General features: G+C 72.1%; 27 protein-coding genes and 1 pseudogene. 4 read left to right on the top strand and 24 right to left on the bottom strand.

The annotated features are described in order from the left end of the window. Positions 1 to 138: 138 nt before the first annotated feature. Genes AMYTH_RS0140075 through mftA form a run of 5 tightly spaced genes read right to left on the bottom strand, consistent with a single transcriptional unit; the run spans position 139 to position 5,465 of the window. Complete coding sequence (locus tag AMYTH_RS0140075) at positions 139 to 2,064, bottom strand: mycofactocin system FadH/OYE family oxidoreductase 2 (RefSeq protein ID WP_027934954.1); 1,926 nt, start codon at positions 2,062 to 2,064, stop codon at positions 139 to 141. Further along, complete coding sequence (locus tag AMYTH_RS0140070; RefSeq protein WP_027934953.1) at positions 2,061 to 3,869, bottom strand: mycofactocin system FadH/OYE family oxidoreductase 1; 1,809 nt, start codon at positions 3,867 to 3,869, stop codon at positions 2,061 to 2,063. Before AMYTH_RS0140070 ends, AMYTH_RS0140075 begins: the two co-directional genes overlap by 4 nt. Beyond that, a complete protein-coding gene (mftC, locus tag AMYTH_RS0140065) occupies positions 3,866 to 5,074 on the bottom strand; it encodes a mycofactocin radical SAM maturase (RefSeq protein WP_027934952.1) in 1,209 nt (402 codons plus the stop codon). Before mftC ends, AMYTH_RS0140070 begins: the two co-directional genes overlap by 4 nt. Positions 5,075 to 5,094: 20 nt before the next feature. Beyond that, on the bottom strand, positions 5,095 to 5,376 hold the full coding sequence (mftB, locus tag AMYTH_RS0140060) for a mycofactocin biosynthesis chaperone MftB (RefSeq protein ID WP_017983864.1): 282 nt from the start codon (positions 5,374 to 5,376) through the stop codon (positions 5,095 to 5,097). Then, the gene (mftA, locus tag AMYTH_RS0140055; RefSeq protein ID WP_017983865.1) at positions 5,361 to 5,465 is read right to left on the bottom strand and encodes a mycofactocin precursor MftA; all 105 of its coding nucleotides are present in this window, start codon (positions 5,463 to 5,465) and stop codon (positions 5,361 to 5,363) included. The genes mftB and mftA overlap by 16 nt, the downstream gene beginning before the upstream one ends. Positions 5,466 to 5,549: 84 nt before the next feature. On the opposite strand from mftA, the gene mftR reads away from it, so the two are divergent. Next, a complete protein-coding gene (mftR, locus tag AMYTH_RS0140050; protein ID WP_027934951.1) occupies positions 5,550 to 6,146 on the top strand; it encodes a mycofactocin system transcriptional regulator in 597 nt (198 codons plus the stop codon). Between the two features lie 4 nt (positions 6,147 to 6,150). Here the strand turns inward: mftR and AMYTH_RS0140045 are convergent, their stop codons facing one another. The 9 genes and pseudogenes from AMYTH_RS0140045 to AMYTH_RS0140005 form a co-directional block, all read right to left on the bottom strand. Next, on the bottom strand, positions 6,151 to 6,534 hold the full coding sequence (locus AMYTH_RS0140045; protein WP_027934950.1) for a hypothetical protein: 384 nt from the start codon (positions 6,532 to 6,534) through the stop codon (positions 6,151 to 6,153). 3 nt (positions 6,535 to 6,537) lie between these two features. After that, positions 6,538 to 7,170: a TetR/AcrR family transcriptional regulator gene (locus AMYTH_RS0140040; protein WP_027934949.1), complete on the bottom strand. Its 633-nt coding sequence runs from the start codon at positions 7,168 to 7,170 to the stop codon at positions 6,538 to 6,540. Positions 7,171 to 7,250: 80 nt separating this feature from the next. Further along, the gene (locus tag AMYTH_RS0140035; protein ID WP_027934948.1) at positions 7,251 to 8,120 is read right to left on the bottom strand and encodes an NUDIX domain-containing protein; all 870 of its coding nucleotides are present in this window, start codon (positions 8,118 to 8,120) and stop codon (positions 7,251 to 7,253) included. Between the two features lie 12 nt (positions 8,121 to 8,132). Further along, on the bottom strand, positions 8,133 to 9,068 hold the full coding sequence (locus tag AMYTH_RS0140030) for an ROK family protein (protein ID WP_027934947.1): 936 nt from the start codon (positions 9,066 to 9,068) through the stop codon (positions 8,133 to 8,135). A 14-nt stretch (positions 9,069 to 9,082) separates the two neighbouring features. Then, positions 9,083 to 9,463: a hypothetical protein gene (locus AMYTH_RS0140025; protein ID WP_027934946.1), complete on the bottom strand. Its 381-nt coding sequence runs from the start codon at positions 9,461 to 9,463 to the stop codon at positions 9,083 to 9,085. After that, on the bottom strand, positions 9,460 to 10,602 hold the full coding sequence (locus AMYTH_RS0140020; RefSeq protein ID WP_027934945.1) for an ArsA family ATPase: 1,143 nt from the start codon (positions 10,600 to 10,602) through the stop codon (positions 9,460 to 9,462). Before AMYTH_RS0140020 ends, AMYTH_RS0140025 begins: the two co-directional genes overlap by 4 nt. Before the next feature lie 14 nt (positions 10,603 to 10,616). Continuing rightward, positions 10,617 to 11,057 (bottom strand): SRPBCC family protein, encoded by a 441-nt coding sequence (locus tag AMYTH_RS0140015; RefSeq protein ID WP_017983871.1) that lies wholly within the window; start codon positions 11,055 to 11,057, stop codon positions 10,617 to 10,619. Between the two features lie 27 nt (positions 11,058 to 11,084). Then, positions 11,085 to 11,875 (bottom strand): annotated as a pseudogene (locus AMYTH_RS46530) (metallophosphoesterase family protein). A gap of 174 nt (positions 11,876 to 12,049) precedes the next feature. Next, positions 12,050 to 12,451 (bottom strand): hypothetical protein, encoded by a 402-nt coding sequence (locus tag AMYTH_RS0140005; RefSeq protein WP_027934944.1) that lies wholly within the window; start codon positions 12,449 to 12,451, stop codon positions 12,050 to 12,052. 113 nt (positions 12,452 to 12,564) lie between these two features. On the opposite strand from AMYTH_RS0140005, the gene AMYTH_RS0140000 reads away from it, so the two are divergent. From AMYTH_RS0140000 to AMYTH_RS0139990, 3 genes are read left to right on the top strand one after another with little or no spacing between them, the layout of a single operon-like run. Beyond that, positions 12,565 to 14,361: an AMP-dependent synthetase/ligase gene (locus tag AMYTH_RS0140000; RefSeq protein WP_027934943.1), complete on the top strand. Its 1,797-nt coding sequence runs from the start codon at positions 12,565 to 12,567 to the stop codon at positions 14,359 to 14,361. A 21-nt stretch (positions 14,362 to 14,382) separates the two neighbouring features. Continuing rightward, positions 14,383 to 15,159, top strand: coding sequence for an MEDS domain-containing protein (locus AMYTH_RS0139995; protein WP_084022885.1), 777 nt, complete (start codon positions 14,383 to 14,385; stop codon positions 15,157 to 15,159). Next, positions 15,156 to 16,061 carry a sensor histidine kinase gene (locus AMYTH_RS0139990; protein WP_027934941.1) on the top strand — a complete coding sequence of 302 codons (906 nt, stop codon included), beginning with the start codon at positions 15,156 to 15,158 and terminating at the stop codon, positions 16,059 to 16,061. The genes AMYTH_RS0139995 and AMYTH_RS0139990 overlap by 4 nt, the downstream gene beginning before the upstream one ends. Here the strand turns inward: AMYTH_RS0139990 and AMYTH_RS0139985 are convergent, their stop codons facing one another. The 10 genes from AMYTH_RS0139985 to AMYTH_RS0139940 are packed head-to-tail and all read right to left on the bottom strand — an operon-like array spanning position 16,062 to position 25,676. Next, positions 16,062 to 16,562 (bottom strand): nuclear transport factor 2 family protein, encoded by a 501-nt coding sequence (locus AMYTH_RS0139985; RefSeq protein ID WP_027934940.1) that lies wholly within the window; start codon positions 16,560 to 16,562, stop codon positions 16,062 to 16,064. Then, the gene (locus tag AMYTH_RS0139980) at positions 16,559 to 17,035 is read right to left on the bottom strand and encodes a hypothetical protein (RefSeq protein ID WP_027934939.1); all 477 of its coding nucleotides are present in this window, start codon (positions 17,033 to 17,035) and stop codon (positions 16,559 to 16,561) included. Before AMYTH_RS0139980 ends, AMYTH_RS0139985 begins: the two co-directional genes overlap by 4 nt. Continuing rightward, positions 17,032 to 18,270, bottom strand: a complete 1,239-nt coding sequence (locus tag AMYTH_RS0139975; protein WP_027934938.1) for an MCE family protein — start codon at positions 18,268 to 18,270, stop codon at positions 17,032 to 17,034. The genes AMYTH_RS0139980 and AMYTH_RS0139975 overlap by 4 nt, the downstream gene beginning before the upstream one ends. Continuing rightward, on the bottom strand, positions 18,267 to 19,451 hold the full coding sequence (locus tag AMYTH_RS0139970; RefSeq protein WP_027934937.1) for an MCE family protein: 1,185 nt from the start codon (positions 19,449 to 19,451) through the stop codon (positions 18,267 to 18,269). Before AMYTH_RS0139970 ends, AMYTH_RS0139975 begins: the two co-directional genes overlap by 4 nt. Continuing rightward, positions 19,448 to 20,635 carry an MCE family protein gene (locus AMYTH_RS0139965; RefSeq protein ID WP_027934936.1) on the bottom strand — a complete coding sequence of 396 codons (1,188 nt, stop codon included), beginning with the start codon at positions 20,633 to 20,635 and terminating at the stop codon, positions 19,448 to 19,450. The genes AMYTH_RS0139970 and AMYTH_RS0139965 overlap by 4 nt, the downstream gene beginning before the upstream one ends. After that, positions 20,632 to 21,663 (bottom strand): MCE family protein, encoded by a 1,032-nt coding sequence (locus AMYTH_RS0139960; protein WP_027934935.1) that lies wholly within the window; start codon positions 21,661 to 21,663, stop codon positions 20,632 to 20,634. Before AMYTH_RS0139960 ends, AMYTH_RS0139965 begins: the two co-directional genes overlap by 4 nt. Next, complete coding sequence (locus tag AMYTH_RS0139955; RefSeq protein WP_027934934.1) at positions 21,660 to 22,703, bottom strand: MCE family protein; 1,044 nt, start codon at positions 22,701 to 22,703, stop codon at positions 21,660 to 21,662. Before AMYTH_RS0139955 ends, AMYTH_RS0139960 begins: the two co-directional genes overlap by 4 nt. Further along, a complete protein-coding gene (locus AMYTH_RS0139950) occupies positions 22,700 to 24,022 on the bottom strand; it encodes an MCE family protein (protein WP_027934933.1) in 1,323 nt (440 codons plus the stop codon). The genes AMYTH_RS0139955 and AMYTH_RS0139950 overlap by 4 nt, the downstream gene beginning before the upstream one ends. Further along, positions 24,019 to 24,882: an MlaE family ABC transporter permease gene (locus AMYTH_RS0139945; protein WP_027934932.1), complete on the bottom strand. Its 864-nt coding sequence runs from the start codon at positions 24,880 to 24,882 to the stop codon at positions 24,019 to 24,021. The genes AMYTH_RS0139950 and AMYTH_RS0139945 overlap by 4 nt, the downstream gene beginning before the upstream one ends. Further along, positions 24,882 to 25,676, bottom strand: coding sequence for an MlaE family ABC transporter permease (locus AMYTH_RS0139940; protein WP_017983886.1), 795 nt, complete (start codon positions 25,674 to 25,676; stop codon positions 24,882 to 24,884). The genes AMYTH_RS0139945 and AMYTH_RS0139940 overlap by 1 nt, the downstream gene beginning before the upstream one ends. Positions 25,677 to 25,701: the final 25 nt, after the last annotated feature.

Raw genomic sequence — 25,701 nt, 5'->3', positions numbered from 1 at the left:
TGCGCGCTCACGACGACACCACCCACCCGGTGACAACCCGGCCGCGGGCGGCCACCCGGGCAGCCGGGGCCTGCTGGAGTGCCGCTTGCGGCACAGTGCCGAGCGCCCGCCCGGCGGCCCCGCGCCCAGTCACACCACTCACAACGACACCCCCGCTCGATGGCCCTCCACCACCGCGGCGTGCGCGCGCCGCGGCGTCACGCAATCCCCCGCGCGCAGGACCGGGAACGGCGCTTCCCGCAGCGCGTGCCACAACGCGTCCTCCGGCTCCTGGTGCGTCGCGCACACCACCCAGTCGCAGCGGACCTCCGTGGTCTCGCCGGTCGTGTGCTTCAACATCCGCAACGCCACGCCCCCATCCTCCGTCGCCGCGGCGCCGAGCACCATCTCGTCCGTCCGCTCCGCGATCCCGAGCGCGTGCGCCCGCCGCCCGAACAGCTCCCGGTCCAGCGTCAGCCCCAGGTCCTGCCCGACGACCATCCCAGGCGTCGACAACGTCACCCGGCAGCCCCGCCGCGCCAGCAGCTCCGCCACCGACGTCGCCGGGTGGAAACCCACCTCGTCGATCACCACCACCGCGCCGGACGGCGAGACACTGTCCAGCACCTCCCGCGCGTGCACCACCCGCGGCGCGACCGCCCATCCCGGCAGCACCGGCCGAGCGCCCGTCGCCAGCACCACGGCATCCGGCGCCTCGTCCAGCAGAAACGAAGCCGTCACCGCGACACCTGTCGTCAAGTCGACACCAGCGTCACGGCACTCGGTCAGCAGGTTGCGCACCAAGTCACCCAGCTCGCCCCGGCCCGGTGCGGTCGCGGCCAGCGCGATCTGCCCGCCCACCTCGCCGCGCTCGAACACCGTCACCCGGTGCCCCCGCCCGCCCGCCGTCGCCGCCGCCTGCAGCCCGGCCGGGCCGGCGCCGACGACCAGCACCCGCTTGGGGCGCGGCCCGGGCGGCGGCAGCGGCACCGCCTCCCGCCCGGCGCGCGGGTTCTCCACGCACCCGAGCCACCGGTTGAGACCCATCCGCCCGACACACTCCTGGTTGCAGGACAGGCAGGTCCGCACCTCCCGCCCGGCCCGCGCCTTCGCCGCGAACGACGGGTCGGCGATCTGCCCGCGCACCACGCCGACGAGGTCGCACCGCCCCTCGGCCAGCGCCCGCTCGGCCTCCTCCGGCGACTTGATCCGCCCGATGCCCACCACCGGCACCGACACGGCGCGCCGCAACGCTTCGGACACCGGCAACGCGTACCCCCGCGGCACCGCCATCGACGGTTCGACCATGTACAGCGTCGAGGTCGCGACTCCGATCGAGGTGTTCAGGTAGTCGATGTCCGGCGAGATCAGCCGCGCCACCTCGGCCGCCTCGGCCGGTGTGATGCCGCCCTCGACCAGGTCGTCGCCGGAGAGGCGCACCCCCAGCGCCCGGTCCGGCCCGATCGCCGCCCGCACCTCCGCGACGACCTCCCGCAGGAACCGCGCGCGGTTGGACAGCGGACCACCGTAGTCGTCGGTCCGCAGGTTCGCCGCGGGCGCCAGGAACCCGCGCAACAGCGACGACTGCGAGCACTGGATCTCCACGCCGTCGAACCCGCCTTCGGCGCAGTGCCGCGCGACCCGCCCGAACCCGGCGACCACCTCGGCGATCTCCGCGACGGTCATCGCCTTGGGCACCTCGCGGAAGAGCGGGTCCGGCACCGGGGACGGCGCCCACACCGCCCGCCGCGAGTACATCGACGACGCCTGCCCGCCGTTGTGGTTGAGCTGCGCGAAGATCGGCACCCCGTGCGCGTGCACGGCGTCGGTGATGCGGCGGTAGCCGGGCACGACCTCCGGCCGGTACCCGTGGATCACCTTCTCGTAGGGCCAGTCCGAGGGGTGCACGACGTGTTCCTCGGAGATGATCAGCCCGGCGCCGCCCGCGGCCCGCGCGGCGTAGTAGGCGGCGTGCTGCTCGGTGGGCAGGTTGCCGGTGGCGTAGTTGGTCAGGTGCGCGGCGAACACGATCCGGTTGCGCACCTCGACCGGTCCCAGCCGCAACGGTTCGAACAGCAGGCTCACAACGCCACCGCCGCGCGTCGGCCGTCCAGGACGGCTTCGTGGATCGTCCGGGGCGCCACGGCGTCACCGACCGCGACCCCGGGCAGCACGGCCTCCGGCAGCCGATGTCCACAGTGGACCACGGCGGCGCACGGCAGCTCCCGGCACTCCCCGGTGAGCACGTCCTCCACCACCACGTGGTCCCGCCGCGCCACCCGCAGGCGCGAGCGCTTCGCCGGCTCCACCCCGGCCCGCTGCAGGCGCGCGTTCACCGCCGCGACGTCCCGGACCTGGGTCGCGATCACCGGATCCGGGCTGACGATCGTCACGGCGCGCCCATCGGCCAGCAACTCGGCGACAGCCGCGCCGGTCCAGTCGCCGAGCGGGTCGTGCACCACGACCGGCCCGTCCGGCAGCTCCGCGCCACCCAGCACCGCGGTCACGTCGAGCACCCGGCCGCCCTCGACGGAGTAGTCCCGCGGACCAGGCCTGCTACCGGTCGCCACGACCACCGGCCGCCCGTCCGCCGCGACGGTCTCGACGCCGGTCGAAATCCGCACGCCCAGCCGCCGGACCTCGCCCTCCAGCCAGTCCACGAGCCGCGCCAGCCGGTCCCGCCCGGGAAGCCGCGCCGCGACACGCGCCATCCCGCCGAGCCGGTCGTCGCGCTCGGTCAGCTCGACGTCGAAACCCCGCAGGGCGAGCACCCGCGCGGCTTCCAGCCCGGCCGGCCCGCCGCCGGCCACCAGCACCTCCCCGGAACCCGGGCGCGGCAGCGGATCCTCGGTCTCGTGCCCGCTGCGTGGCTCGCCGATGCAGCTGACGACCGGGTTCCGCGGATCCCGCACCCGGCACTTCTGGTTGCACAGCAGACACGGCCGCGGTCGCGTCCCGGCCCGCACATGGCGCACCAGGTCCGGATCGGCGATCTGCGCGCGAGTCATCTCGACCAGCCCGGCGAAGTCCAGCGCCCGCTCGGCGAGCGCGGGATCCACCACACTGCCCTGCAGCACCGTCAAGGCGCGCCCGGAAAACGCCCGGCACAGGTCGACGTTGAAGCCCGGTTCGGTGCGCGCGTCGGGCCGGGAGTCGGCGAACGCCGATCCCCGCACCGGCACCAGGTAGTCGATCCCGCCCGGCACGGGCGCGGTCTCCGGGGTGATCCCGCCCCACGGCGCGCCTTCGTCGCACGCGAGCCGCAGTCCGAGGATGCGGTTGCCGATCGCCTCCCGGACGGCGGCGACCACCTCGCGCAGCAGCAGTCCCCGGTCGCCGTAGGCGTCCGTGCGCCGGTTGGTCAGCCCGGAACAGAACTGCCGCAGCAGGGAATACTGCCCGGCGTCGATCTCCACACCATCCACACCGGACTCGACGGCGAGCGCGGCGGCGGCGCGGAACCCGGCGACCAGCTCCGCGATCTCCGGGCCGTCCATCTCCATCGGCAGTTCACGGCTCACCGGATCGGGCACCCGCGACGGGGCCCACAGCGCGGACTGGTGGTAGGCCGAACTCCCCTGCCCGCCGGCGTGCCCGAGCGAGGCGACCACAAGCGTCCCGTGTGGACGGCAGACCTCCACGACGGACGCCCACCCGGGGCCGCATTCGGCGGCCAGCGGCGCGCGCTCGTACGGCCAGTCGGAGGGGTGCACGCTCGCCGTCTCGGTGACGACGATCCCGGCGCCGCCCTCGGCCCGCCGCCGGTAGTAGGCGACGTGCCGGTCGGCGAGCGCCCGCCCCCGAGCCAGGTTCGTTTCGTGCGGACCGAAGAGCACCCGGCTCGGGGCGGTGCCGCCGCCGACCCGGACGGGGCCGGCGAGCCTGGTCATCGTCCTGGCTGGAACCCCGCGAGCGGGCTGGTGTCGCAGGCCCGGTCCGGCCGGGCGCTGCCCTCGGGCGGGCCGAACCCGATGCTGACGGGCACCTTGCTGGTCTTGCGGCTCTGGCGGGTCTTGCGGTGCGAGTGGTCGATGTGCGACCGCGGCGCCCCGCTGACCCCGGCCAGCGCCAGTTCCCCGTGCCCCTTCACACATTCCGGATCGGGACCGTCCAGCGGGAGGCCGGTGAAGAACTTCGCCGCCATGCACCCGCCCTGGCAGGCGTCGTAGGCCGAACAGGACGTGCACGCGCCGCCGGTCTGCGGGCCGCGCAGGCGCTCGAACAGCTCGGAGGTGTTCCACACGCCGGCGAACCCGCCCTCGTCGCGGACGTTGCCCGCGAGGAACTCCTCGTGGATCGCGAACGGGCAGGCGTAGACGTCGCCGACCGGGTCGATCAGGCACACCACGCGCCCCGCCCCGCACAGGTTCAGGCCAGGCAGCGGGTCCGAACCGAGCGCGTTGAGGTGGAAGAACGAGTCGCCGGTGAGGACCTTCTCGCCGTTGGCGATCAGCCAGTCGTAGAGCTGCAGCTGCTGTTCGGCGGTCGGGTGCAGCTCGTCCCAGGTGTCCGCGCCGCGGCCGGACGGGCGCAGCCGCGTGATGCGCAGCTGGGCGCCGTAGGTGTCGGCGATGGCCTTGAACTCGTCGAGCTGACCGACGTTGTGCCGGGTCATCACGACGGAGAGCTTGAAGTCGCGGAACCCGGCGTCCTTCAGGTTCCGCATCGCCCGCATCGCGGTGTCGTAGGAACCCGGGCCGCGGACGTAGTCGTTGACCTCGGCGGTGGCGCCGTCCAAGGAGATCTGCACGTCCACGTAGTCGGTGGCGGCGAGCCACCGCGCCCGCTCCGGGGTGAGCTTGACGCCGTTGGTGGAGAACTTGACGCCCACCTGGTGGTCCACCGCGTACTCGACGAGCTCCCAGAAGTCGGCGCGGACGGTGGGCTCGCCACCGCCGATGTTGACGTAGAAGACCTGCATGCGCTGCAGCTCGTCGATGACGGCCTTGCACTCCGCGGTGCTCAGCTCCCGCGGGTCACGGCGGCCCGACGAGGACAGGCAGTGCACGCACGAGAGGTTGCAGGCGTAGGTCAGTTCCCAGGTCAGGCAGATGGGCGAGTTCAGCCCCTGCTTGAAGTGTTCGACGAGCTTCATCGCACGCCCTTCTCAGTGGTTCAGCGCGGTTCGATCGTGCCGTTCTCGGCGAGTCCGGCCAGCGCCTTCAGGTAGGCCGGGCGCTGGTCGCCGGGGACGCCGGCGGCGTCGAGGGTGGTGTGCACGTCGGGCTGGTCCCCGAGCGTGCGCACCACCTCGACCAGGATCTTCGTCTTCAGGAACGAAAGCCTCCGGGTGCCGAAGTCGTAGGCGAGCGCCCCGAACGGTTCCGGTCGCAACGCGACGCGCGGGGAGCACCGGTAGGCCTGGTCCGGATCGAACACGGTCAGTAGACGCCGCACATGCCGTCGATGGAGACCTCTTCCACGAGCAGGTCCTCCTCGACGAGCGAGTCTTCCACGGCGGGGGCGACGTTCTTGGCCTCGGACATGGGATGCTCCCTTCGGCGATGGGCCGCTCCGGTGCGGCCGCGCTTCTCGGACAATAATGGCACCGAGTGCCGAATGGAAGAGGGATGACCGAAAAGGCGGATCCGGCGCCCCGGGCGGGACGCAAGCCGATCACGTCGCGCGCCGAAGTCGAGCACGTGGCGTTCGAACTGTTCGCCAGCCGCGGGTTCGACCGCACGACGATCGACGACATCGCGAAGGCAGCCGGCATCGGGCGGCGCACGTTCTTCCGCTACTTCCCGTCGAAGAACGACATCGCCTGGGGCGACTTCGACGGCCAGCTGGACAAGATGCGCAAGCGCCTCGCGTCCTACCCGCCGGACCGCCCGCTGCCCGGCGTGCTGCGGGAGGCGCTGGTGGACTTCAACCGGGTCGACCCGTCCGAGGCGGTGTGGCACCGGCAGCGGATGGAGCTGATCCTGACCACGCCGGCACTGCAGGCGCACTCGACGCTGCGCTACGCGGACTGGCGGCAGGTGATCGCGGAGTTCGTCGCGGGACGGCTCGGGGTGGCCGCCTCGGCGCTCGCTCCGCAGACCGTGGCCTACACCGCGCTGGGCATCGCGCTGGCCGCGTACGAGCAGTGGCTGCGCGACCCGCGCGCCGACCTCGCCGAGCTGATGGCCGCCGGCGTGGACCAGCTGACGGAAGCGCTGACCTGAGCGGTCATCGGGGCAGGCGGAGGAACTCCGACGCCCGGCGCCACACCTCGCGCGGGTCCGGATCGGTCGCGGTCCACGTGGTGGAGCGAATCCGGCCGCGCCCGCGGTAGGTCCGCATGATCTGCCGGTGCACGGGGAGGCCGACGAAGCCGTGCATCGCGTCCTCGCCGCGCCACAGGGAGACCGAGCCGGTTCTGCGCCTCGACGGTTCGACCCAGAGCCAGTGCCCGACCGCGCCGTCGAGGGTCGGCCACAGGCGGGACAGCTGCCTGCCCGCGCGGTAGATCCCCGGCAGGTCGCGCAACCGATCGGAGGTGAAGTCGGTGACGCTGACGAGCACGGGCCCGCTCGCGGCGGCGGGTCCGGGTGTCCACGAGGTGCGCAGCATGGTTCAGTCCTCCGGCAGGATGGCGGGATCGGTGGCGAGGGTCCGCAGCCGCGCCAGGACGGCGCGGCGGGCGCGGGCGTAGGTGATCTCGTGCCCGACGAGGCGCGAGTGGATCACGGCCGACTCACCGAGCGCGTCGATCTCGTAGGCAAGCTGGTCCGGGTCGGCGTCCTCGGTCAGCTCGCCCAGGGCGATCGCCTCGTCGACGAGCGAGCGGATGAAGGCGAGCCAGTCGTGCAGCGCCTGCGCTGTTTTGGCCTGGACGGCGCCGGGCCGGTCGTCGAATTCCGTTTGCGCGGCGAGGAAGAAGCACCCGCCGGGCAGCACACCGCCGGCGTAGAAGGCCATCCGCGCCTCGTGCAGCGCGAACACCCGCCGGATGCCGGGTGGCGTGCGCAGGGCGGGCGCCATGACGCGGTCGGTCCACTGCCTTCGTGCCTGGTCGATGGCGTCCAGCTGCAGGTGTTCCTTGTCCTTCCAGTGCGCGAACAGTCCGGACTTGCTGATGCCGAGGTGCTCGGCGAGCCGCCCGAACGTGAGACCTTCCAGCCCGTGCACCGACGCCAGCGCCACCGCCGCGTCGAGCACCGTCTCCCGCGTGCGCTGACCCCGCTCCCGCCGCCGATCACTGTGCATGGATCGACCGTACACTACAAAACCGATCGATCGGTCTTATTTCTGGCGAGGCATGAACCCGGCCCCGGTTCAGGCCGGTTCTAGCCGTCCACCAGGTTCAGCAGCGTCGCCGGCCCCAGGACGCGCGCGCCCTCCGCCGTCACCCGTGCTCGCAGCTCGCGGTCGGCCGTCACCACCACCACGTGGTCGTCGGGGCGGGCGTCGCGCGTTTTGCGGACGCTTTCCACGATCTGGGAGTCGCCGTCGCGGACCGCGGCGATCACCTCGACCTCGTCGGCCGGGGGCACGTCCCGCGCCTGGCCTTCGACCACCATCTGCACCCGCGGCCACCACGACCAGTCCGCCCCGCCGAGCCCGACGTCCGCGCTGCGCACCCCGTCGCGCGCCAGCCCGGACAACCGGTCCCGCAGCCGCTCCGCCGCCCCGGCCCGGTCCCGCCACCAGCCGTCCGGCCGGGAGCCGACCACGTTGGCCGCGTCGACGACCAGCACCAGCTCCCGACCGAGCTGGGCGTGCAGCGCCGGCCAGGCCGCCGCGAAGTCGGCGTGCAGCGGGAACGAGCCGACCTCGTCCGGCGGCACCCACCGCAGCTCGGCGCTCTCCTCGTTGACCACCCGCTCCCGCACCGGGTGCCGGGTGTTCGCCAGGACCGTCGTGTAGCTCCAGCCGCCGTGGTCGACCACCGACTCCGCGGTGGGCCGCACCGCGGCGGACGGCACCGCGGCCTCCTCCTCCGCCTCACGCGTCGCGGCCTCCCGCGCGGACTCGTGCCCGCGGCGCGCGCCGCCGGGCAGCGCCCACGTCTCGCCGTGGTGCGTCCACCAGGCCCGGTGCTGCAGCAGCACACCCCGCTCGGGATCGGTCAGCAGCAGGCCCGCGGCGCCGAAGAGGCCCCAATGCCGGTGGCCGCGCTCGCAGTACACGAAGCCGTCGCCGTCATCAGGGGTCATCGTTCCAGCTTGTCATACCGCCGTGGCTTCGAGCGCCAGCGCGGCGGCCCCCACCAGCGCGGCGTCGTCGCCCAGCTGCGCGGTGCGGATGCGCGCGAGCGGCCGGTGCCTGCCGCCGGTGATCGCGGCCGCATAGTGCTCGCGGGCCTCGTCGAGGAACAGCGGCGCCGACTCCGACACGCCGCCCGCGATCACCACGATCTCCGGGTCGAACACGTCCGCGACCAGCGCCAGCCCCTCGCCGAGCCACTTCGCCAGCTCGGCCACCGCCCGCTGCGCGATCGGGTCGCCGTCGCGCGCCGCCCCGGCCACCCGGCGACCGGTCAGCGCGCCGGGGTCCAGCCCGATGTCCCTGGACAGGACCGTGGCCGTACCCGGGTACCTGGCCAGCAGCTCGATCGCGGTCGCGGCCAGCGCCGTGCCACTGCAGTAGCGCTCCCAGCAGCCGTACTTGCCGCACGGGCACGCCCGCCCGTCCGGCACCACCGTCAGATGCCCGAGCTCCGGCGCGACCCCGTTCGCGCCCCGGTACAGCTCACCGTCCAGCAGCAGCCCCGCCCCGATCCCGGTGCCGATCGCGACCAGCGCCGCGACCCCGGCCCCGCGCGCGGCGCCGAAGCGGTGCTCGCCGACCGCGGCGGCGTTCGCGTCGTGCTCCAGCGTCACCGGCAGGCCGACGCGCTTGGCGATGCGGTCCGCCACCGGCGCGTGCCGCCAGGCCAGGTGCGGCGCGAACATCACGGTGCGCCGGTCGTTGGCGACGAACCCGGCGACCGCCAGGCCCACCCCGGCGACGTCGTCGTGCCGGTTGCGCAGCTCGTCGATCACCCCGGTGATGGCGTCTTCGAGCGCGTCCTCGGCGGCCGGCGTGCCCGCCCGCGCGGTGTCCAGGATCGAGCCGTGCTCGTCCACCACACCGGCACGGACGCTCGTGCCACCGACGTCCAGGCCGATCGCGTGCACTAGCCCTCCCGCCACTGCACCGGGATGCGCTGCACCCGGCCGGAGTCCGGCTGCGGCCGCGGCGGCGGCTGGAACCCGGGCATGTGCACGCCCTCCTGCGGCTCCCACCGGTCGGCCAGCACGGCCCGCAGCAACGCGATGATCTGCGCCGCCTGCTCCAGGACGCGGGCGACGAACTCGGGCTTCTCGCCGCGCACCACGGCGACCACGGCGCACAGCGGGCACCAGCCGCAGTCGCCGCCGTCCTCGGGCTTCGCGGCCGTGCCGTGCCCGGCGGCGACCACGCCGTCCAGCCAGGGCGCCGCGCGTTCGACGACCATCTCGACGAGCAGCCGGATCTCCTCGGCCAGGCTCGCCGCGCTCACGCCTTCGGTCGTCATCGGTCCTCCCCCGGCTTGGTGAGCGAGACGACGAGACCGTCCGCATCGGACTCGGCGCCGGTGATCCGGCACGGGCGCAACGACTCCGGCAGCGCCACCAGGCGGCGGAACCCGTCGACCGTGACGGCCAGGTCATCGTCCACGCGCGCCAGGTCCAGCTCGGCCCCGCGGTCCAGCGGCAGCGCCAGCCGCAGCCGGTACCCACCGTCCACTTCGGTCACATGCAGCAGGGGCGCGGAGGTGGACCCCTTGCCCTCCAGCGGATCCCGCTCGCCGTACAGCTCGGTGGCGATCTCCCGCAGCGCGGGCAGCCCGACCGGCTCGGCGGCGCGGTGCTCCACCCTGGCCAGCTCCCAGGTCAGCTCGCTCAGCACCTCGTCCTGCTGGCGGCGGCGGGTGCGCATCCAGTTCGCCGCCGCCCCGCGCCACACGCCGGGCGCGGGCATCAGGCGGTTCACGATCAGCCCGTCGACCCTGATCCCGCGCAGCGCCAGTGAGCTCAGCGTGCGGCGCGCCTCGGCGACCACGACCCGGTCCGGCGTCAGCACCAGCCGCACCGTGGTGACGGCCGGATCGGTCAGCAGGTCGCGCAGCGCCGAGACGTGCGCCGCGAGGTCGCGCACCGACCGGGCCAGGCCACGGGAGCCGGTGAGCGTGAGCTGCCAGCCGAACACCTTGTCCAGGTACCCGGCCACGGCCTCGGGAAGCGCGAGCAGCCGCAGCGTTTCCGCGGTCGGCCCGCAGTCGACCACCACCACGTCCCACCGGCCGGCCTCGGCCAGCCGCTGCACCTCGGTGAGCGCGAGCAGCTCGTCCACGCCGGGCAGGACGCTCAGCTCCTCGGCGTCCAGCGCGTCCACCCCGGCGCCCGCGAGCGCGCCCTTCAGCCTGCCGCGCAGGTCCTGCCAGATGTCGTCGACGAGGCCGCGCGAGTCGACCTGCGCGCCGTGCAGCCGGGTGTCCACGTCGGACGGTTCGCGGCCGAGCCGCTTGCCGAACGCGTCCGCCAGCGAGTGCGCCGGATCGGTGGACACGACCAGCGTCTTGTACCCGCGGGCGGCCAGGCCCGCCGCCGTCGCCGCGGCGAGCGTCGTCTTGCCGACGCCTCCCTTGCCGGTGAACAGCAGCAGCCGGGTCATGGGCCGTCCCGCCCTCAGGCGAGGTCCTCCACGCGGCGCTTGAGCTCCTTGAGCGCGGTGTCCATGACCATCTTCTCCGCCTTGCGGCGCAGCAGCCCGATCATCGGCAGCACCAGCTCGACCGACAGCGTGTAGGTGACCCGCGTGCGGTTCCCGACCGCCTCCAGCTCGTAGCGGCCGTCCTGCGCCTTCTGCATCTGCCCGCGCACCAGGTGCCAGCTGACCGACCGGCCGTCGGCGGCCCAGTCGTACTCCAGCGTGTAGACGTCCTTGATCGGGCCGGCGTCCAGGGTCAGCTTGACCTGCTTGGGACGGCCCGCGTCGTCGGTCGCGAGCACCTCGGTCTCCCGGACCTGCTTGGCCCATTCCGGGTACGACGCGAAGTCCGCGATCACCGCCATGACCTTCTCCGGCGGCGCGTCGACCTCGATGGACTGCGTGGACTGGTCGGCCATGGCGGAGAGGTTACCGCCTGGCCCGCGTCACCACCGCAGGACGTACGGGCGCCCGGTGACCTTGAAGTGGCCGACGTTGCGGCACTCGGTGCGGCCCACCCGCAGCCGGGCCGACAGCGGCTGGTGCACGTGGCCGAACAGCGACCACCGCGGCTGCTCCGCGTAGACCAGGCCGCGCAGGGCCGACGAGCCCAGCTCGTGCCGCCGGGCGACCACGTCGTAGGTCAGCTCCGGCAGCGCGGGCGGCTGGTGGGTGCACAGCACGTCGATGTCGGTGAGCTTGCCCACCGCCTCGTCGAACTCCTCCTGCGTGCGCAGGTAGGGCCGCCACACCGGGTTGGACCGGCGGATCGTGGCCCCGGCCGGCAGCACCACGCCGCCCGCGAAGCCGAACCGCAGGCCGCCGATCTCGACGACCTCACCCTCGACCAACCGCACGTCGTCCCCGGCGAACTCGGGCCACAGGTCCGGCGAGTCGACGTTGCCCGCGATCGCGTAGGTCGGCGCGGTCATCGCCGCGAACATCGCCGCGTACTGCTCGCGCACGGCCTCCTCGACGGCGGCGGCCGGGTCGTCCAGGCTCGACCACAGGGACTTCGAGAAGGCGATCGACTCCTCGCGGGTGCCCTCGCGGCGCAGCCGGGCGAAGGTGGCGACCTTCTCCGGACCGACAGCGTGCCGAGGATGCCCTGGTCGTGCTGGTGGTAGTCGACGAAGTCGAGCAGGTCCCCGAGGACGATCAGCGCGTCCGCCCCGTCACCGGCCCTGGCCAGGGCTTCCGTGTTCCCGTGGACGTCCGACACGACATGAACGCGCATGATGACCTAGTTTACGGAAAATTCCAGCAGGACCTGCGTGCCGGTGCCGGTAGCGGAACCTCAGACGGCCCCTCGCTGTGGGATCGCCTCCTCATGAACGCCGGTTCACCACGTCGGCGCTGTCCTCGCGAGGAGCCGCCTGAGAACCCGCGGCGGCGCAAGCTGACAGCGGGGTCAAATGCTCCGTGGAGGAATCCCGGGCTCACGCCCGTCCTCCAGGACCTCCTTCAGGCCCAGCGCCACGGCCTTGGCCGCGCGCGCCCGGCGGTCGAACTCGCGCCGGAGCTGCCGGGGGCTCATTTCCCCGGCCGGGCTCGCGCGCAGGAAGTAATGCAGCAGCGTGCCGTCCAGCGTGCGTTCGAGCCAGACCTCCATCGTGCCGACCAGCGCGCCACGGACGGTCCAGCGCAGGCCCTCCTCGCCGCGGTCGGTGTAGACCTCGAGCACCAGGTCGGGCCAGTACCGCCGCCACGCGGCCGGGTCGGCGAACACCGCCGCCACGGTGCCGGGCGGCACCGCGATGAAGGTCTCGTCGACGATGTCGATGCTGGGCGGCGCACCGTTGAGCGTGCTCACGCCCAGCAGAATGTCATGCCCGTGTTACCGGCGGTCCGACCCCTTGGTCGTAAGGTGTCACCGACGCTAAGTTGTGACTGGCGAGTAACACCCTTGAACCACGGAGGTCCACCGTGCGCGAGTACAGCGCCCCGGCAGTGCAGCCGGTTGCCGATGACGAGAACCTCGCCGACATCGTGTGGGCGAACGCCGAGCGGTTCCCCGACGCGATCAGCTTCCGGCGCCAGGTGGACGGCTCGTGGCTGGACGTCACGGCCCGTGAGTTCGCCGCGCAGGTCATCGGCGTCGCGAAGGGCCTGGTCGAGGCCGGGATCGAGCGGGGCGACCGGGTCGGCCTGATGTCCAAGACACGGTACGAGTGGACGCTGATCGACTTCGCCATCTGGGCCGCGGGCGCCGTCACCGTGCCGATCTACGACACCTCCTCGCCCGAGCAGGTCGCCTGGATCCTGTCCGACTCCGGCGCCAAGGGCGTCTTCGTGGAGACGAGCGAGCACCTGGCCGCCGTCGACGAGGTCCGCGACCGGCTGCCCGCCCTGCAGTACACCTGGCAGATCGAGGCGGCGCGTCCCGCGGTGGACGAGCTGACCACGCTGGGCGCCGACGTGGCCGACGACACCGTGCACGAGCGGCGCCGCATCGTTCAGGCCGGCGACCTGGCCACCATCGTCTACACCTCGGGCACCACCGGCCGCCCCAAGGGCGTCGAGCTGACCCACCGCAACCTGCTGGCCGAGATCCGCGCCGACATCAACGCCTTCCCGCAGCTGATGGAGCAGGGCAACTCGCTGCTGTGCTTCCTGCCGCTGGCGCACGTGCTGGCCCGCGCGATCGCCGTCACCGCCGTCACCGCGCGCGTGACACTCGGCCACACCCCGGACGTCAAGAACCTGGTCGCCGACCTGGGCACCTTCCGGCCGACGTTCGTGGTGGCCGTGCCGCGCGTGTTCGAGAAGGTCTACAACGGCGCGAAGCAGAAGGCGCACTCCGAGGGCAAGGGCAAGATCTTCGACCGGGCCGAGCAGGTCGCCGTGTCCTACAGCGAGGCGCAGGACACCGGCGGCGCCGGGCTGGGCCTGAAGGTGCAGCACCTGCTGTTCGACAAGCTGGTCTACGGCAAGCTGCGGGCCGCGCTCGGCGGCCGCTGCATCGCCGCGGTCTCCGGTGGCGCGCCGCTGGGCGCCCGGCTGGCGCACTTCTTCCGCGGCATCGGGGTGCCGGTGTTCGAGGGCTACGGCCTGACCGAGACCTCGGCAGCGGCGAACGTGAACACCCAGGACGCGTTCCGCGTCGGCACCGTGGGCCGCCCGGTGGCGGGCACCTCCGTGCGCATCGCCGACGACGGCGAGGTCCTGCTCAAGGGCGACGTCGTGTTCGGCGCGTACTTCAACAACGAGACCGCCACCAAGGAGGCGCTGGAGGACGGCTGGTTCCACACCGGCGACCTCGGCGAGCTCGACTCGGACGGCTTCCTGAAGATCACCGGGCGCAAGAAGGAGATCATCGTGACGGCGGGCGGCAAGAACGTCGCCCCGTCCGGCCTCGAGGACACCATGCGCGCCCACCCGCTGATCTCCCAGGCCATGGTGGTCGGCGACCAGCGCCCGTTCATCGCCGCGCTGGTCACGATCGACGAGGAGTTCTTCCCGGCCTGGAAGGCGCAGAACGGCAAGCCGGCCGACGCCACGGTCGCCGACCTGGCGCAGGACCCGGACCTCGTCGCGGCCGTGCAGGGCGCGGTCGACGAGGCGAACAAGCAGGTCTCGCACGCCGAGTCGATCAAGAAGTTCGTCATCCTGGGCAACGACTTCACCGAGGCGGGCGGCGAGATCACGCCGAGCCTGAAGCTCAAGCGCAACGTGGTGACGAAGAACTACGCGACCTTCATCGAAGGTCTGTACGAAAAGTAACGAGACCACTACGCTGTGTCGGTGCTTCACGATCACCGGTGCTGGGCCTTCGAGTCCACGGCGGATTTCCGGGCCCGCGCGCGGGAGTTCCTGCGCGACGGGCTCGCCCGCGGCAGGCAGGTCTGGTACGTCGCGCCCGGCGACCCGGCGCTCGACGGGCTGGACGACGCGTTTCGCACCGGCGCGGCGCGGACGGTCTCGCTCGACGAGGCGTGCCCGGCGGGCGCCGTGGTCGATCCGGACGCGCAGGCACGCAACTACGCACTGGCGACCGAGGCCGCGCTGGCGGCGGGCTACACCGGGCTGCGGGTCGCGGCGGACTGGACGCCGCTCGTGACCACGCCGGGGCAGCTCGACGCGCTCGTGCGCTACGAGCACGCGGTGGACCGGTACGCGGCCGCGCGGCCGTTCTCCGCGATGTGCGGATACGACCGCGGCCGAGTGGGTGACGAGGTGGTGGCGAGGGTGGCGTCCATGCATCCGGCGACGAACGCCGACCCCGGGTTCCGGCTGTTCGGCTCGGCGTCGGCGTCGGCCGCGCTCGCCGGGGAGCTCGACCTGTCGACCGAGGAGCTGCTCGTCGAGGCGCTGCGGCGGGCGGATCCCCCGACGGTGGACGGCAACCTGGTGCTCGACGTCAGCGGTCTGCGGTTCGCCGACCACCGCAGCCTGACGCGGCTGGCGGAGCACGCGGCGAACCGTGGTGCGACACTGGTGTTGCGTGATCCCTCGCCGGCCGTGTCCCGCCTGGTCGAAGTGCTGGGGCTGTCGACGGTGCGGGTGGAGGGGGCCGCGTGACCGCGTTCGTGCACCCCGCGCTGTTCTACGGCTCCGACGACGAGTACCTGGACGCCCTCGTGCCCTTCGTCACGGACGGCCTGGCGCGGCGGGAACCGGTCGCGGTCGCCGTGCCCGGCGACCGGCTGTCCGTGCTGCGGCCCGCGGTCGGCTCGGACGACGTGCTGTGGCTGGACATGACCGAGGCGGGCCGCAACCCGGGCCGGATCATCCCGACGGTGCTGCGCAGGTTCGCCGACGCGCACCCGGACCGGCACGTGCGCATCATCGGCGAGCCGATCTGGGCAGGCCGCTCGGCCACCGAGTACCCGGCGTGCGCGCAGCACGAGGCGCTGATCAACCACGCGTTCGACGGCCGGGACGTGACGATCGTGTGCCCCTACGACACGGCGGCGCTGGAGCCGTCCGTGGTCGCCGACGCCCGTGAGACGCACCCGGAGGTGTGGGAGGCGTCGCGGCGGTACGCGAGCGCGGAGTACGCGCCGGACGACGTGGTGGCGCGCTACAACCAGCCGGTGCCGGCCGCGGCCCCGGTGGAATTCGCGGTGACCGGCGACTGGGGCGTCCGCGAGGCCCGCCATTGGGCGGCGGCGCAGGCGCGGGTGTTCGGGCTGAGCGAGGCCCGGGTGCCCGACCTGGAGCTGATCGTCACCGAGCTGGTGACCAACAGCCTGCGGCACGCGGGCGGCTCGTGCCGGGTCGAGCTGTGGCCCGCGGACGGTCACCTGTGCTGTGCGGTGCACGACGAGGGTTTCCTGGCGGACCCGCTGGCCGGGCGGCGCCCCCAGCCGCCGGGCGCGCTGGGCGGGCGCGGGCTGCTGCTGGTGCACCAGCTTGCCGACCTGGTTCGCACCTACACACAACCGGGCCGGACGACGCAGTACGCGCTGCTGCGCCTGTGATCACAGTGGCGTGAGCGCCGCGAGCTTCCAGGCGCCGTCCACCTTGCGCGCCACCACCGACACCGCCGCCGACGACGACGTCTGCTGTCCGGTCGTCGTGTTCAGGGTCTGCTGCTCCAGGAACGCCAGTGCCCGCGCGGTGTCGCCGTGGAGGTCCTGCAACCCGAGCGAGGCCACCGTCGTCGTGCGGATCAGTTTCTGCGACACCGCCTGCTCCTGCGCCGCGGCGAAGGTGTCGCGGTACTGGGTCACCGCGTCGTCCACCAGGACCGACGCGGCCGCCCGCTCGGTGCGCGCCAGGTTGCCGTAGTCGTAGGAGAACACCGCCTTCAGGGCCGCGCTGATCTGCTCTGACGCCTCTGCCGTCGCCGCCTGGTCAGCCAGCGCGGCGTTCGACGTGCGCCACTGCCCGGCCTGCACCGCGGCCCACCCGGCGAACCCGCCCGCCAGCACGATCACCGCCGTGAGCACCGAAACCCACGTCGCCACGCGGGAAGTCACGAGGCCCCCTGCACGGACGTGATCTTCCAGGTCCCGTCCGCCCGCGCCACGTCCGCGGTCAGGTGGCTGCGGCCCGGCTTCGGCTCACCACCATCGGACGCGATCGACACGTCCAGCACCGCGATCACCCGCGCCGCGTCCCCGTCCAGCTCTGTCACGGCGATCTGCCGCAGCGACGCCGTCGCGACGAGCTTCGCCGCGGTGGCCCGGTCCACCTGCCCCTGCCGGTCCCCGCTCAGCGACGAGCCCAGCTGGCCGCTCGTCACCGCGATCCACCGGTCCAGCGCGACACCGGCCTCGCGGTAGTCGATCGTGTTCAACGCGACCAGCGCGTCACCCGCGGCGGTGCTCACCGCGTCCCGGTCCCTGGCGCGGACCAGCCCGTCGTCGTGCGCCGCGCTCCACCAGCTCCACCCGAACCACGCCGCGGCCAGCACCGCCACCGCGGCCAGCGCGCCCAGCACCCGGGTCATCCCGGCAGTCCCAGCAGCTGCCCGAGCGAGCTCGCCGTCCCGCTCACCAGCCCCAGGACCCCGGGCATCCGGGCCGACGTGGACTGCGTCGGAGACGGCGCGGGGTCGGACGGTTTCGCCGGGTTGACCGGCTTGCCCGCGTACGGCGCGTTCTGCGCGCCACGCACCCCGGTCGCGCTGCCCGGCGGCTCGGCGCAGTAGGCCTGCCGGTTGGCGGGCAGTTCGCGGGTGTCGTTCGCCGGGCGCTGCTGCGTCGTCTCGTAGCCCTTGGTGCACGAGTGCGGGTCGAAGAAGTTCAGCACCAGCCCGAGGTGGCCTTCGCCGTTGGACCAGACGGACCGGGTGAACGCCGAGATCACGGGGTAGGCGACCAGCAGCTCCTCGATCGCGTCGGTGCGCACCGAGGTGATCTGCGCGGTGGTGAGCAGGTTCGCGATCAGCACGCCGAGGTCGGTGCCGGACGTCGCGAGGATCATGTCCAGGTCCCGCGCCAGGCCGGGCGTGGTGTCGATGACCTTCCGCAGGTCCGGGTCGGCGCCCTTGAGCTGCTCGGCGATCGTGCGCAGGCCGGTGGCCATCGAGGTGATCGTGTCGGCCTGCCGCTGCTGGGTGTCCAGCACGACCCGGCCGTCGGCCAGCAGCCGTGTGGTCTGCGGCAGGTTCTCCGTCGCCGCCGTGGTGAACGAGTTCGCCGTGTCGAGCAGCTGCTGCAGGTCGTGGCCGCTGCCCGCGAACGCGTCGTAGGTCTCGTCCACCACGGTCTTCAGCGACTGGGTGTCCACACTGGACACCAGGCGGTCCAGGTTGGCCAGCACGGTGTCCGGCGAGAGCGGGATCGCCGTGCGGTCGCTGGTGATCACCGACCCGTTCGCCAGGTACGGCCCGTCCTGGTGCTTGGGCCGCAGGTCGACGTACTGCTCCCCGACCGCCGACCGGGTCGCGACGACGGCTTCGGTGTCGGCCGGGATCTGCTCGTCGGAGGTGATGTCCAGGTCGACCGCGACTCCCTCGTCGGTCAGGTGCAGCTTGGACACCCGGCCGACCGCGACGCCCCGGTAGGTCACCTCGGCGCCCTCGAAGATCCCGCCCGACTCGGTCAGGTTCGCCGTGACCAGGTAGCCGCTGGTGCCGAACAGCCGGTCCAGCCCGGCGTACCGGCCGCCCGCGTACCCGACCGACGTGAGCGCGATCAGCAGGAACGCGATCAGCTGGATCCGGTGCTTGCGGGTGATCACGGCGTCCCTCCCAGCAGGTTGCCGAGCAGGTCGCTCAGCCCGGGCAGCAGACCGGTCACCGGCTGCGGCTGGGTCTGCGCCTGCGGCGCCGTGGGCTGCGGGATCGGCAGCGGCGGCGCCGCGGCCTGCGTGCTGGTCTCGTTGTCGCTCGGCAACTGGAACGACGGGAACTTCCCGGAGTTGGCGATGTTCTGGAAGATCGCGTCCAGGTTCAGGTCGAGCCGCGCGGTCACGTTCGCGTAGTCGCCCTTCACCACGTCGCCTGCGACGTCGGGCAGCGGGTAGGTCGGCAGGATTTTCAGCGCCTCCGGCAGGTTGGTACCCGCTTCGGCCAGTTTGGACAGTGTGGGCGCGAGCGCCCGCAGGTCCGCCAGCAGCGACTCCCGGCTCGCGTCGATCGTGTCCACGGCCACGCCGGACAACCGGTCGAGCGACTGCAGCATCCCGACCAGCTGGTCTCGCTGCTGGGTCACCACGGCCATCCCGGGCGCGAGGTCTTCCAGCGCCGTCGTCAGGTTCGCGGTCTGCGCGACGAGCGTGCCGGACAACCGGTTGAGCCCGTCGATGGCCCGGATGATCTCCGCCTTCTGCCCGTCCAGTTCGGTCGCGATCCGGTCCACCCGCGCCAGCAGCGCGCGGATCTCCGCCTCGTTCCCGGTGAGCGCGTGGTTCAGCTCGCGGGTGATGTCGGCCAGCTGGTTCACCCCGCCGCCGTTGAGCAGCAGCGACAGCGCGCCCAGCACCTCCTCGACCTCGGGGTTGCGGTTGGTGCGCGCCAGCGGGATCACCGAGCCCTCGCGCAGCGGCGCCGCGGCCGGTTCCCCGGCAGGCTCGGCGAGCTGCACGAACTTCTCCCCCAGCAGGCTCGACTGGCGCAGCTGGGCGAACGAGTTCTCCGGCATCTTCAGGTCGCCGTTGAGGCTCATGTGCACGATCGCGGACCTGGTGTCCGGCGCCAGTTCGACGCTGTCGACCCGGCCGATCGGCACGTCGTTGACCTTCACCGAAGCCTGCGGCACCAGGTCGAGCACGTCGGCGAACTGCGCGGTGATGCGGTACGGGTGGTCGCCGAGGTCCGCCCCTCCCGGCAGCGGCGTGTTGTAGAGCCCGGAGAACCCGGCCGTGCCGCAGCCCGCCAGTAGCAGCAGCACCCCGCACAGCACCCCGGTCAGCCGCCTCATGATCCGGCCTCCGGGATGTCGACCAGCGGCAGCAACGGCAGCGGCGGGAGCTTGCCGCTGTTGATGTCGGCGAGCAGCTGCGGGATCGACGGGACCTTCGCGATGCCCTCGACCACCGGGGCGATCGCCTCGCACACGTCGCTGACCGTCGTCGGCAGGCCGACCGGCGTGGACGCCTTGATCAGCCGGCACAGCGTGGTGACCAGCGGGTTGGTGAACTCGTTGGCGTTGTAGCGGATCGCGATGCTGCCCGACGCCGCGTCGTAGGAGTTGATGAAGTTGGTCATGCCGGTCGGGCCGACGTCGAGCACCTCGGCTAGCGCGGCCCGCTGGTCGACGAGCACCTGGGTGATGCTCGCCAACCGGTCCACGTTGGACGTCAGCAGGTCCTTGTTCTCCGCGACGAAGCTCTGCACGTCACCGAGCGAGGAGCCGAGCGCGGCCAGCGCGGCGCTGACGTCGCCGGAGTCCTCGGCGAGGAAGCCCGTCACGTTCCCGAGCCGCTGGTAGAACTCGTTGAGCTGCGCGTCGCTGTCCGCCAGCGCGGTGGTGAACGACTGCAGGTTCCGCACGGTGCCGAACAGGTCCTCCTTCGAGTTGTCCAGCGTGCGCGACAGGTTCGCCAGCTCGGTGACGGTGCTGTTGAGGTTCAGCCCGTTGCCGTCGAGGTTGGCCGCGGCGGTGTCCAGCAGGCCGGACAACGCGCCGTTCGCGTTGGCGCCGTTGGGCCCGAGGCTGGTCGACAGCTTGTCGAGCGTGCCGTAGAGGTCGTCCAGTTCCATCGGGGTCGCGGTGCGGTCTTGCGGGATGAGCGTGCCGGACGCCATCACCGGCCCGCTGTCGTAGGCCGGGGTGAGCTGCACGTACCGGTCGCTGACCAGGCTCGGGGCGACCACGACGGCGCCGGCGTCGGCGGGGATCTGCACGTCGTCGTCGACGCGCATGTCCACGCGCACCACGGCGCCCTCCGGGGTGACGCCGGTGATCTCGCCGACCGGCACGCCGAGGACGCGCACGGACGAGCCGGCGTAGAGGCCGACGGTCCGGTCGAACAACGCGGAGATCCGGGTGCCGCCGCTGTCCCGCAACACCAGGTACAAGCCGGCCGTCACCAGCAGCGCGAGCACGCACCCGGTCGCGATCCAGCGGTACACGCCGCGCGAGGCACGGCTGTCGAGCGTCATCCGCCCCCCAATCCCTGGTCCGGCGCGGAGATCGGCGGCGTGCAGCCCTCGGGGTTGATGGACAGCCCGCCCGCCTTGATCACCGGCGGCAGCAGCCCGCAGATGTAGCCCTCGAACCAGCGGCCGTTGCCGGTCGCGTTCGCGCCGACGCGGGTGAACGGCGCGAGCAGCTCGAGGCTGCGGTTCAGGTTGTCCTGGTTGTTCTGCAGGATGGTGGTGACCTCGCCGAGCCGCTCCAGCGTCGGCCGCAGCTGCGCGCGGTTGTCGGCGACCAGTCCGGAGAGCTGGGCCGCGAGCTGCTGCGTGCCGGTGAGCAGCGCCTTGATCGCGTCCCGGCGCCGTTGCAGCTCGCCGAGCAGCAGGTTGCCGTCGTTGATGATCGCGGTGAGCTGGGCGTTGCGGTCGGCGAGCGTCCGCGACACCTGGCTGGTGTTCGCCAGCAGGTTCGCCAGCTCCTGGTCACGGGAGGACACCGTGCGCGACAACGCGGACAGGCCGGACAGCGTGTCCCGCAACGGTTGCGGGGTGTCCTTGAGCGCGTCGGCGACCGCGTCGAAGCTTTGCGCGAGCTGGTTCGTGTCGATCTGCCCGACCGTCGTGCTCAGCTGCTGGAAGGCGTCCTGCAGCTGGAACGGGGTGGTGGTGCGCTCGACCGGGATCGGCTGGTCCGGGTCCTGCGCGCCGCCGCCCTTGGGTTTGAGCGCGAGGTACTTCTCCCCCAGCAGCGTCTTGATCTCGATGGACGCCGTCGACTCGTCGCCGACGCGGGTGTTCTCCACCTTGAACTTGACGAGCACCTTCCGGCCTGCCAGCGACACGTCGGTGACCTGGCCGACCTTCACGCCGGCCACCTGCACCTCGTTGTCCGCCGCGAGGCCCGCGGACTCGGCGAAGTAGGCCTGGTAGGTGGTCCCGGTGCCGAGCAGCGGCAGCTCGTCGGAGAAGTAGGACACCAGCGTCACCAGCACGACGAGCACGAGCGTCACCGCGCCGACGGCGGCCTGGTTGCGGTCCTTGAGCGCCTTCATGACGTCTTGCACCTCTCCGGGAGCTCGGTCGCAGGCAGCGGGAGCAGCGGCAGGGTGATGTTCAGCGACGTCACGCCGATGGTCCCGGTCAGACCGCAGAGGTAGTAGTTGTACCAGCCGCCGTAGCTCAGGGTCCGGGTGAACTTCTCCAGGTTGCCGGGCAGCTTCTGCAACAGTTCGTCGATCAGCTGCCCGGAGTCGGCGAGCGTGCCGGACAGCGTCCCGAGCGCGGCGATGTCCTGCTGGACCGGCGCTCGCGCGTCGGCGAGCAGCCCGGCGGTGGCGTCGGTCAGCTCGCCCAGCGCCGACACCGAGTCGCCGATCGGGCCACGCTGCGCGGCCAGCCCGGACACCAGCTGCTGGGTCGCCTCGATCAGGTTCGACAGCTGCGGGCCGCGGTCGTTCACCGTGGTCAACACGGTGTTGAGGTTGCCGATCACCTGGCCGATCACCTCGTCGCGGTCGGCGATGGTCTGGGTGAGCGACGCGGTGTGCGAGAGCAGGCTCTCGATCGTGCCTCCCTCGCCCTGGAAGACCTGGATGATCTCGTAGGAGAGCTGGTTGACCTGTTGTGGGTCCAGGGCCGCGAACAGCGGCTTGAACCCGTTGAACAGCACGGTGAGGTTCAGCGCCGGCTGCGTGCGTTCCGGCGGGATCATGCCGCCCGCCGCCAGCTGGTCGTCCCCGGGCACGTTGGTGCCCAGCGACAGGTACCGCTGCCCGACGAGGTTGCGGTACTTGACGGTCGCGGTGACCGAACCGGGCAGGCGGTAGGCCGACTGGACGGTGAAGTGCACGTCGGCGTAGCTGGTGTCGCCGTCCTGCTCGACGGTGATTTCGTCCACCTGCCCGACCTTCACGCCGACGATCCGCACGTCGTCGCCCTCGTGCAGGCCGGAGGCGTCGGTGAAGCGCGCGGTGTAGGTGGACGTGACGCCGAAGTTGGTGTTGGCGATGGTGGAGCCGAGGATCCCGGTCAGCAGCACCGTGACGGCGGCGAAGATCAGGATCTTGATCAGCGACGGGACGAACCGGTTCACTGGACCTCCACCTCCGCCCCGCGGTAGAGCGGCCCGGCGAGCAGGGTTCCCCACCCCGGCACGTCCTGCGGCGCGGCCGGCGACAGCAGCGCGGCGACCAGGTCCTGCTCGGCGGGCGAGTTCGCGACCGATCCGGTGGTGGACGACCCGCCGTCGATGATCCCGTTGCTGGGCAGCGGAACGCTCGCGCCGGGTCCGGCGGGCGGGTGGGTCGAGCCGTCCTGGATCGGCCCGCCCGGCGGGTACTGCGGCCAGCGCCCGGGCGGCAGCACCATCGGGTAGCAACGCGGACCGCGCTTGTCGAGGTACTCCGGTTCGTCCTTGCCCGGCTCGTACTTGGTGCGGTCGGCGACGAACCGGATCGTCACGTGGTTCATCTTGTCGGTGCCCGCGCCGAAGGCCTCGTACGCGCGCGGCACGGCTTCGGCCAGCTGCTGCAGCAGGCAGGGGTACTCCGGCGCGTACTTCGCGAGAACCTCCAAAGTGGACTGCGAGGTGACCGTGAGGTTGATCAGGTTGGCCTGGTTGACGCGCAGGAAGCTGTCCAGGTTGTCACTCGCGTTCGTGACCGACCCCCAGACCTGGGTGAGCGCCTGCTGCTTGTCCACCAGGGTCTTCGTGGTGGTGGTCAGGTCGGCCAGCGCCTGCAGGAAGTCCGGCGCGGCCCGGTCGTAGGTGTCCGCGACGTTGGCCAGACCGGTGATGTCGGCCTTGATGTCCGGCAGCGACGGGTTCAGCCCGGCCAGGTACTCGGACAGGTTCACCAGCGTCGCGCCGAGCTGCTCGCCGCGGCCGTCGAGCGCGGTGGAGACCGCGTTGAGCGTGCTGGCGAGCTTCTGCGGCTGGACGGCCTGCAGCAGCGGCATCACGTTGTTCAGCACCTGCTCCAGCTCGATCGCCGAGCTGCTGCGGTCCTGCGGGATGACGTCGCCGGCCGCGATGTGCCTTTCCGACGGATCGGGTGGGATCTGCAGGGCCACGTAGCGTTCGCCGAACAGGGTCTTGGGCAGCAGCCGCGCGGAGACGTTGTCCGGGATCAGGCTCAGCCGGTCCGGGTCCAGCGCGAGTTCCAGCGCGGCGTGGTCGCCCATCGCCTGGATCGAGCGCACCTCGCCGACGACGACACCGCGGATCTTGACGTCGGAGCCCTTGCGCAGCTGGTTGCCGACGTGGTCGGTCTCCAGCCGCACCATCGCGACCGGGGTGAACTCCTTGTTGTAGGCGGCGACCGTGGTGGCGAAGAACAGCCCGCACACGACGAGGAACACCAGGCCGAGCACCTGGTGCCACAGCCGCCGCAGCAGAACCGCCCGTCTCATCCGGCGATCCTCACCGTCGTGGTCGCGCCCCAGACCGCGAGGCTGAGGAAGAAGTCCAGCACCGAGATCAGCACGATCGACGTCCGCACCGCGCGCCCCACCGCGACGCCGACGCCGGCGGGCCCGCCGCTGGCGGTGTAGCCGTAGTAGCAGTGCGACAGGATCACCAGCACGCTGAACACGATCACCTTGCCGAACGACCACAGCACGTCCTCGGGCGGCAGGAACAGCCCGAAATAGTGGTCGTAGGTGCCCGCGGACTGGCCGTAGAGCCACACCGTGACCTGGCGCGAGGCCAGGTAGGACGACAGCAGCCCGACCGCGTACAGCGGGATCACCGCGCCCAGCCCGGCCAGCACGCGCGTGGTGACCAGGTACGGCAGGCTGGGCACCGCCATCACCTCGAGCGCGTCGATCTCCTCCGAGATGCGCATCGCGCCGAGCTGGGCGGTGAACCCGCAGCCGACGGTCGCCGACAACGCGAGCCCGGCGGCCAGCGGCGCGACCTCGCGGGTGTTGAAGTAGGCCGAGATGAACCCGGTGAGCGCGGCGGTGCCGAGCTGGTTGAGCGCGGCGTAACCCTGCAGGCCGACGATGAGACCGGTGAACAGGGTCATGCCGATCATCACGCCGAGTGTCCCGCCGATCACCGCGAGACCGCCGGTGCCGAAGCAGACCTCGGTCAGCAGCCGCAGCGTTTCCCTGCTGTAGCGGCGAAGCGTGCGCGGCGCCCAGGCGAGCGCGCGGACGTAGAAGGAGAGCTGGCTGCCCAGTCCCTCCAGCACCGCGCCAGGGCGCGCGATCATCTCGAGTGTCCGGTCGGACACCCCGGGCTGTCTCTCCAGCGTTTCGGCGGTCATCACAGCGCTTTCGGCGGAATGATCCGCAGGTAGATGGCGGTCAGCACGACGTTGATGAGGAACAGCAGCAGGAACGTGATGACCACGGCCTGGTTCACCGCGTCGCCGACGCCCTTCGGCCCGCCCGCCGGGTTGAGTCCGCGGTAGGCGGCCACCACCCCGGCGACGAACCCGTACAGCACGGCCTTGATCTCGCTGACGTAGAGGTCCGGCAGCTGCGCCAGCGCGTTGAAGCTGGCCAGGTACGCGCCCGGGGTGCCGCCCTGCATGACGACGTTGAAGAAGTACCCGCCGAGCACGCCGACCACGCTGACCAGGCCGTTGAGCAGCACGGACACGACCATCGCGGCGAGCACGCGCGGCACGATGAGGCGCTGGATCGGGTTGACCCCGAGCACCTCCATCGCGTCGATCTCTTCGCGGATCTTGCGCGCGCCGATATCGGCACAGACGGCGCTTCCGCCGGCGCCCGCGACGAGGAGGGCGGTGATCAGCGGGGCGGCCTGCTGCACGATGGCCAGTGCGCTGGCCGCGCCGGTGAACGACTGCGCGCCGATCTGCTGGGTCAGCGAACCGAGCTGCAGCGCGATCACCGCGCCGAACGGGACGGCGACGAGCGCGGTGGGCAGGATCGTCACGCTCGCGAAGAACCAGCACTGCAGGATCCACTCGCGGAACTGGAAGGGCCTGCGCGGGATCGCCCGCAGCACTTCCCAGGCCAGTGTGGACAGGCGGCCGACCTGGGTGAGCGCGGCGGTGCCCGGTATCGTGAGCGTTCCCGTGCGTGACCCCATCACACCTCCGCGACCCCAGCCTCGT

Origin of the sequence: Amycolatopsis thermoflava N1165 (assembly GCF_000473265.1) — a bacterium.
GTDB classification, from domain to species: domain Bacteria; phylum Actinomycetota; class Actinomycetes; order Mycobacteriales; family Pseudonocardiaceae; genus Amycolatopsis_E; species Amycolatopsis_E thermoflava.
The sequence above is the reverse complement of the archived record's forward strand: the minus strand, read 5'-3'. Positions and strand labels throughout refer to the sequence as shown.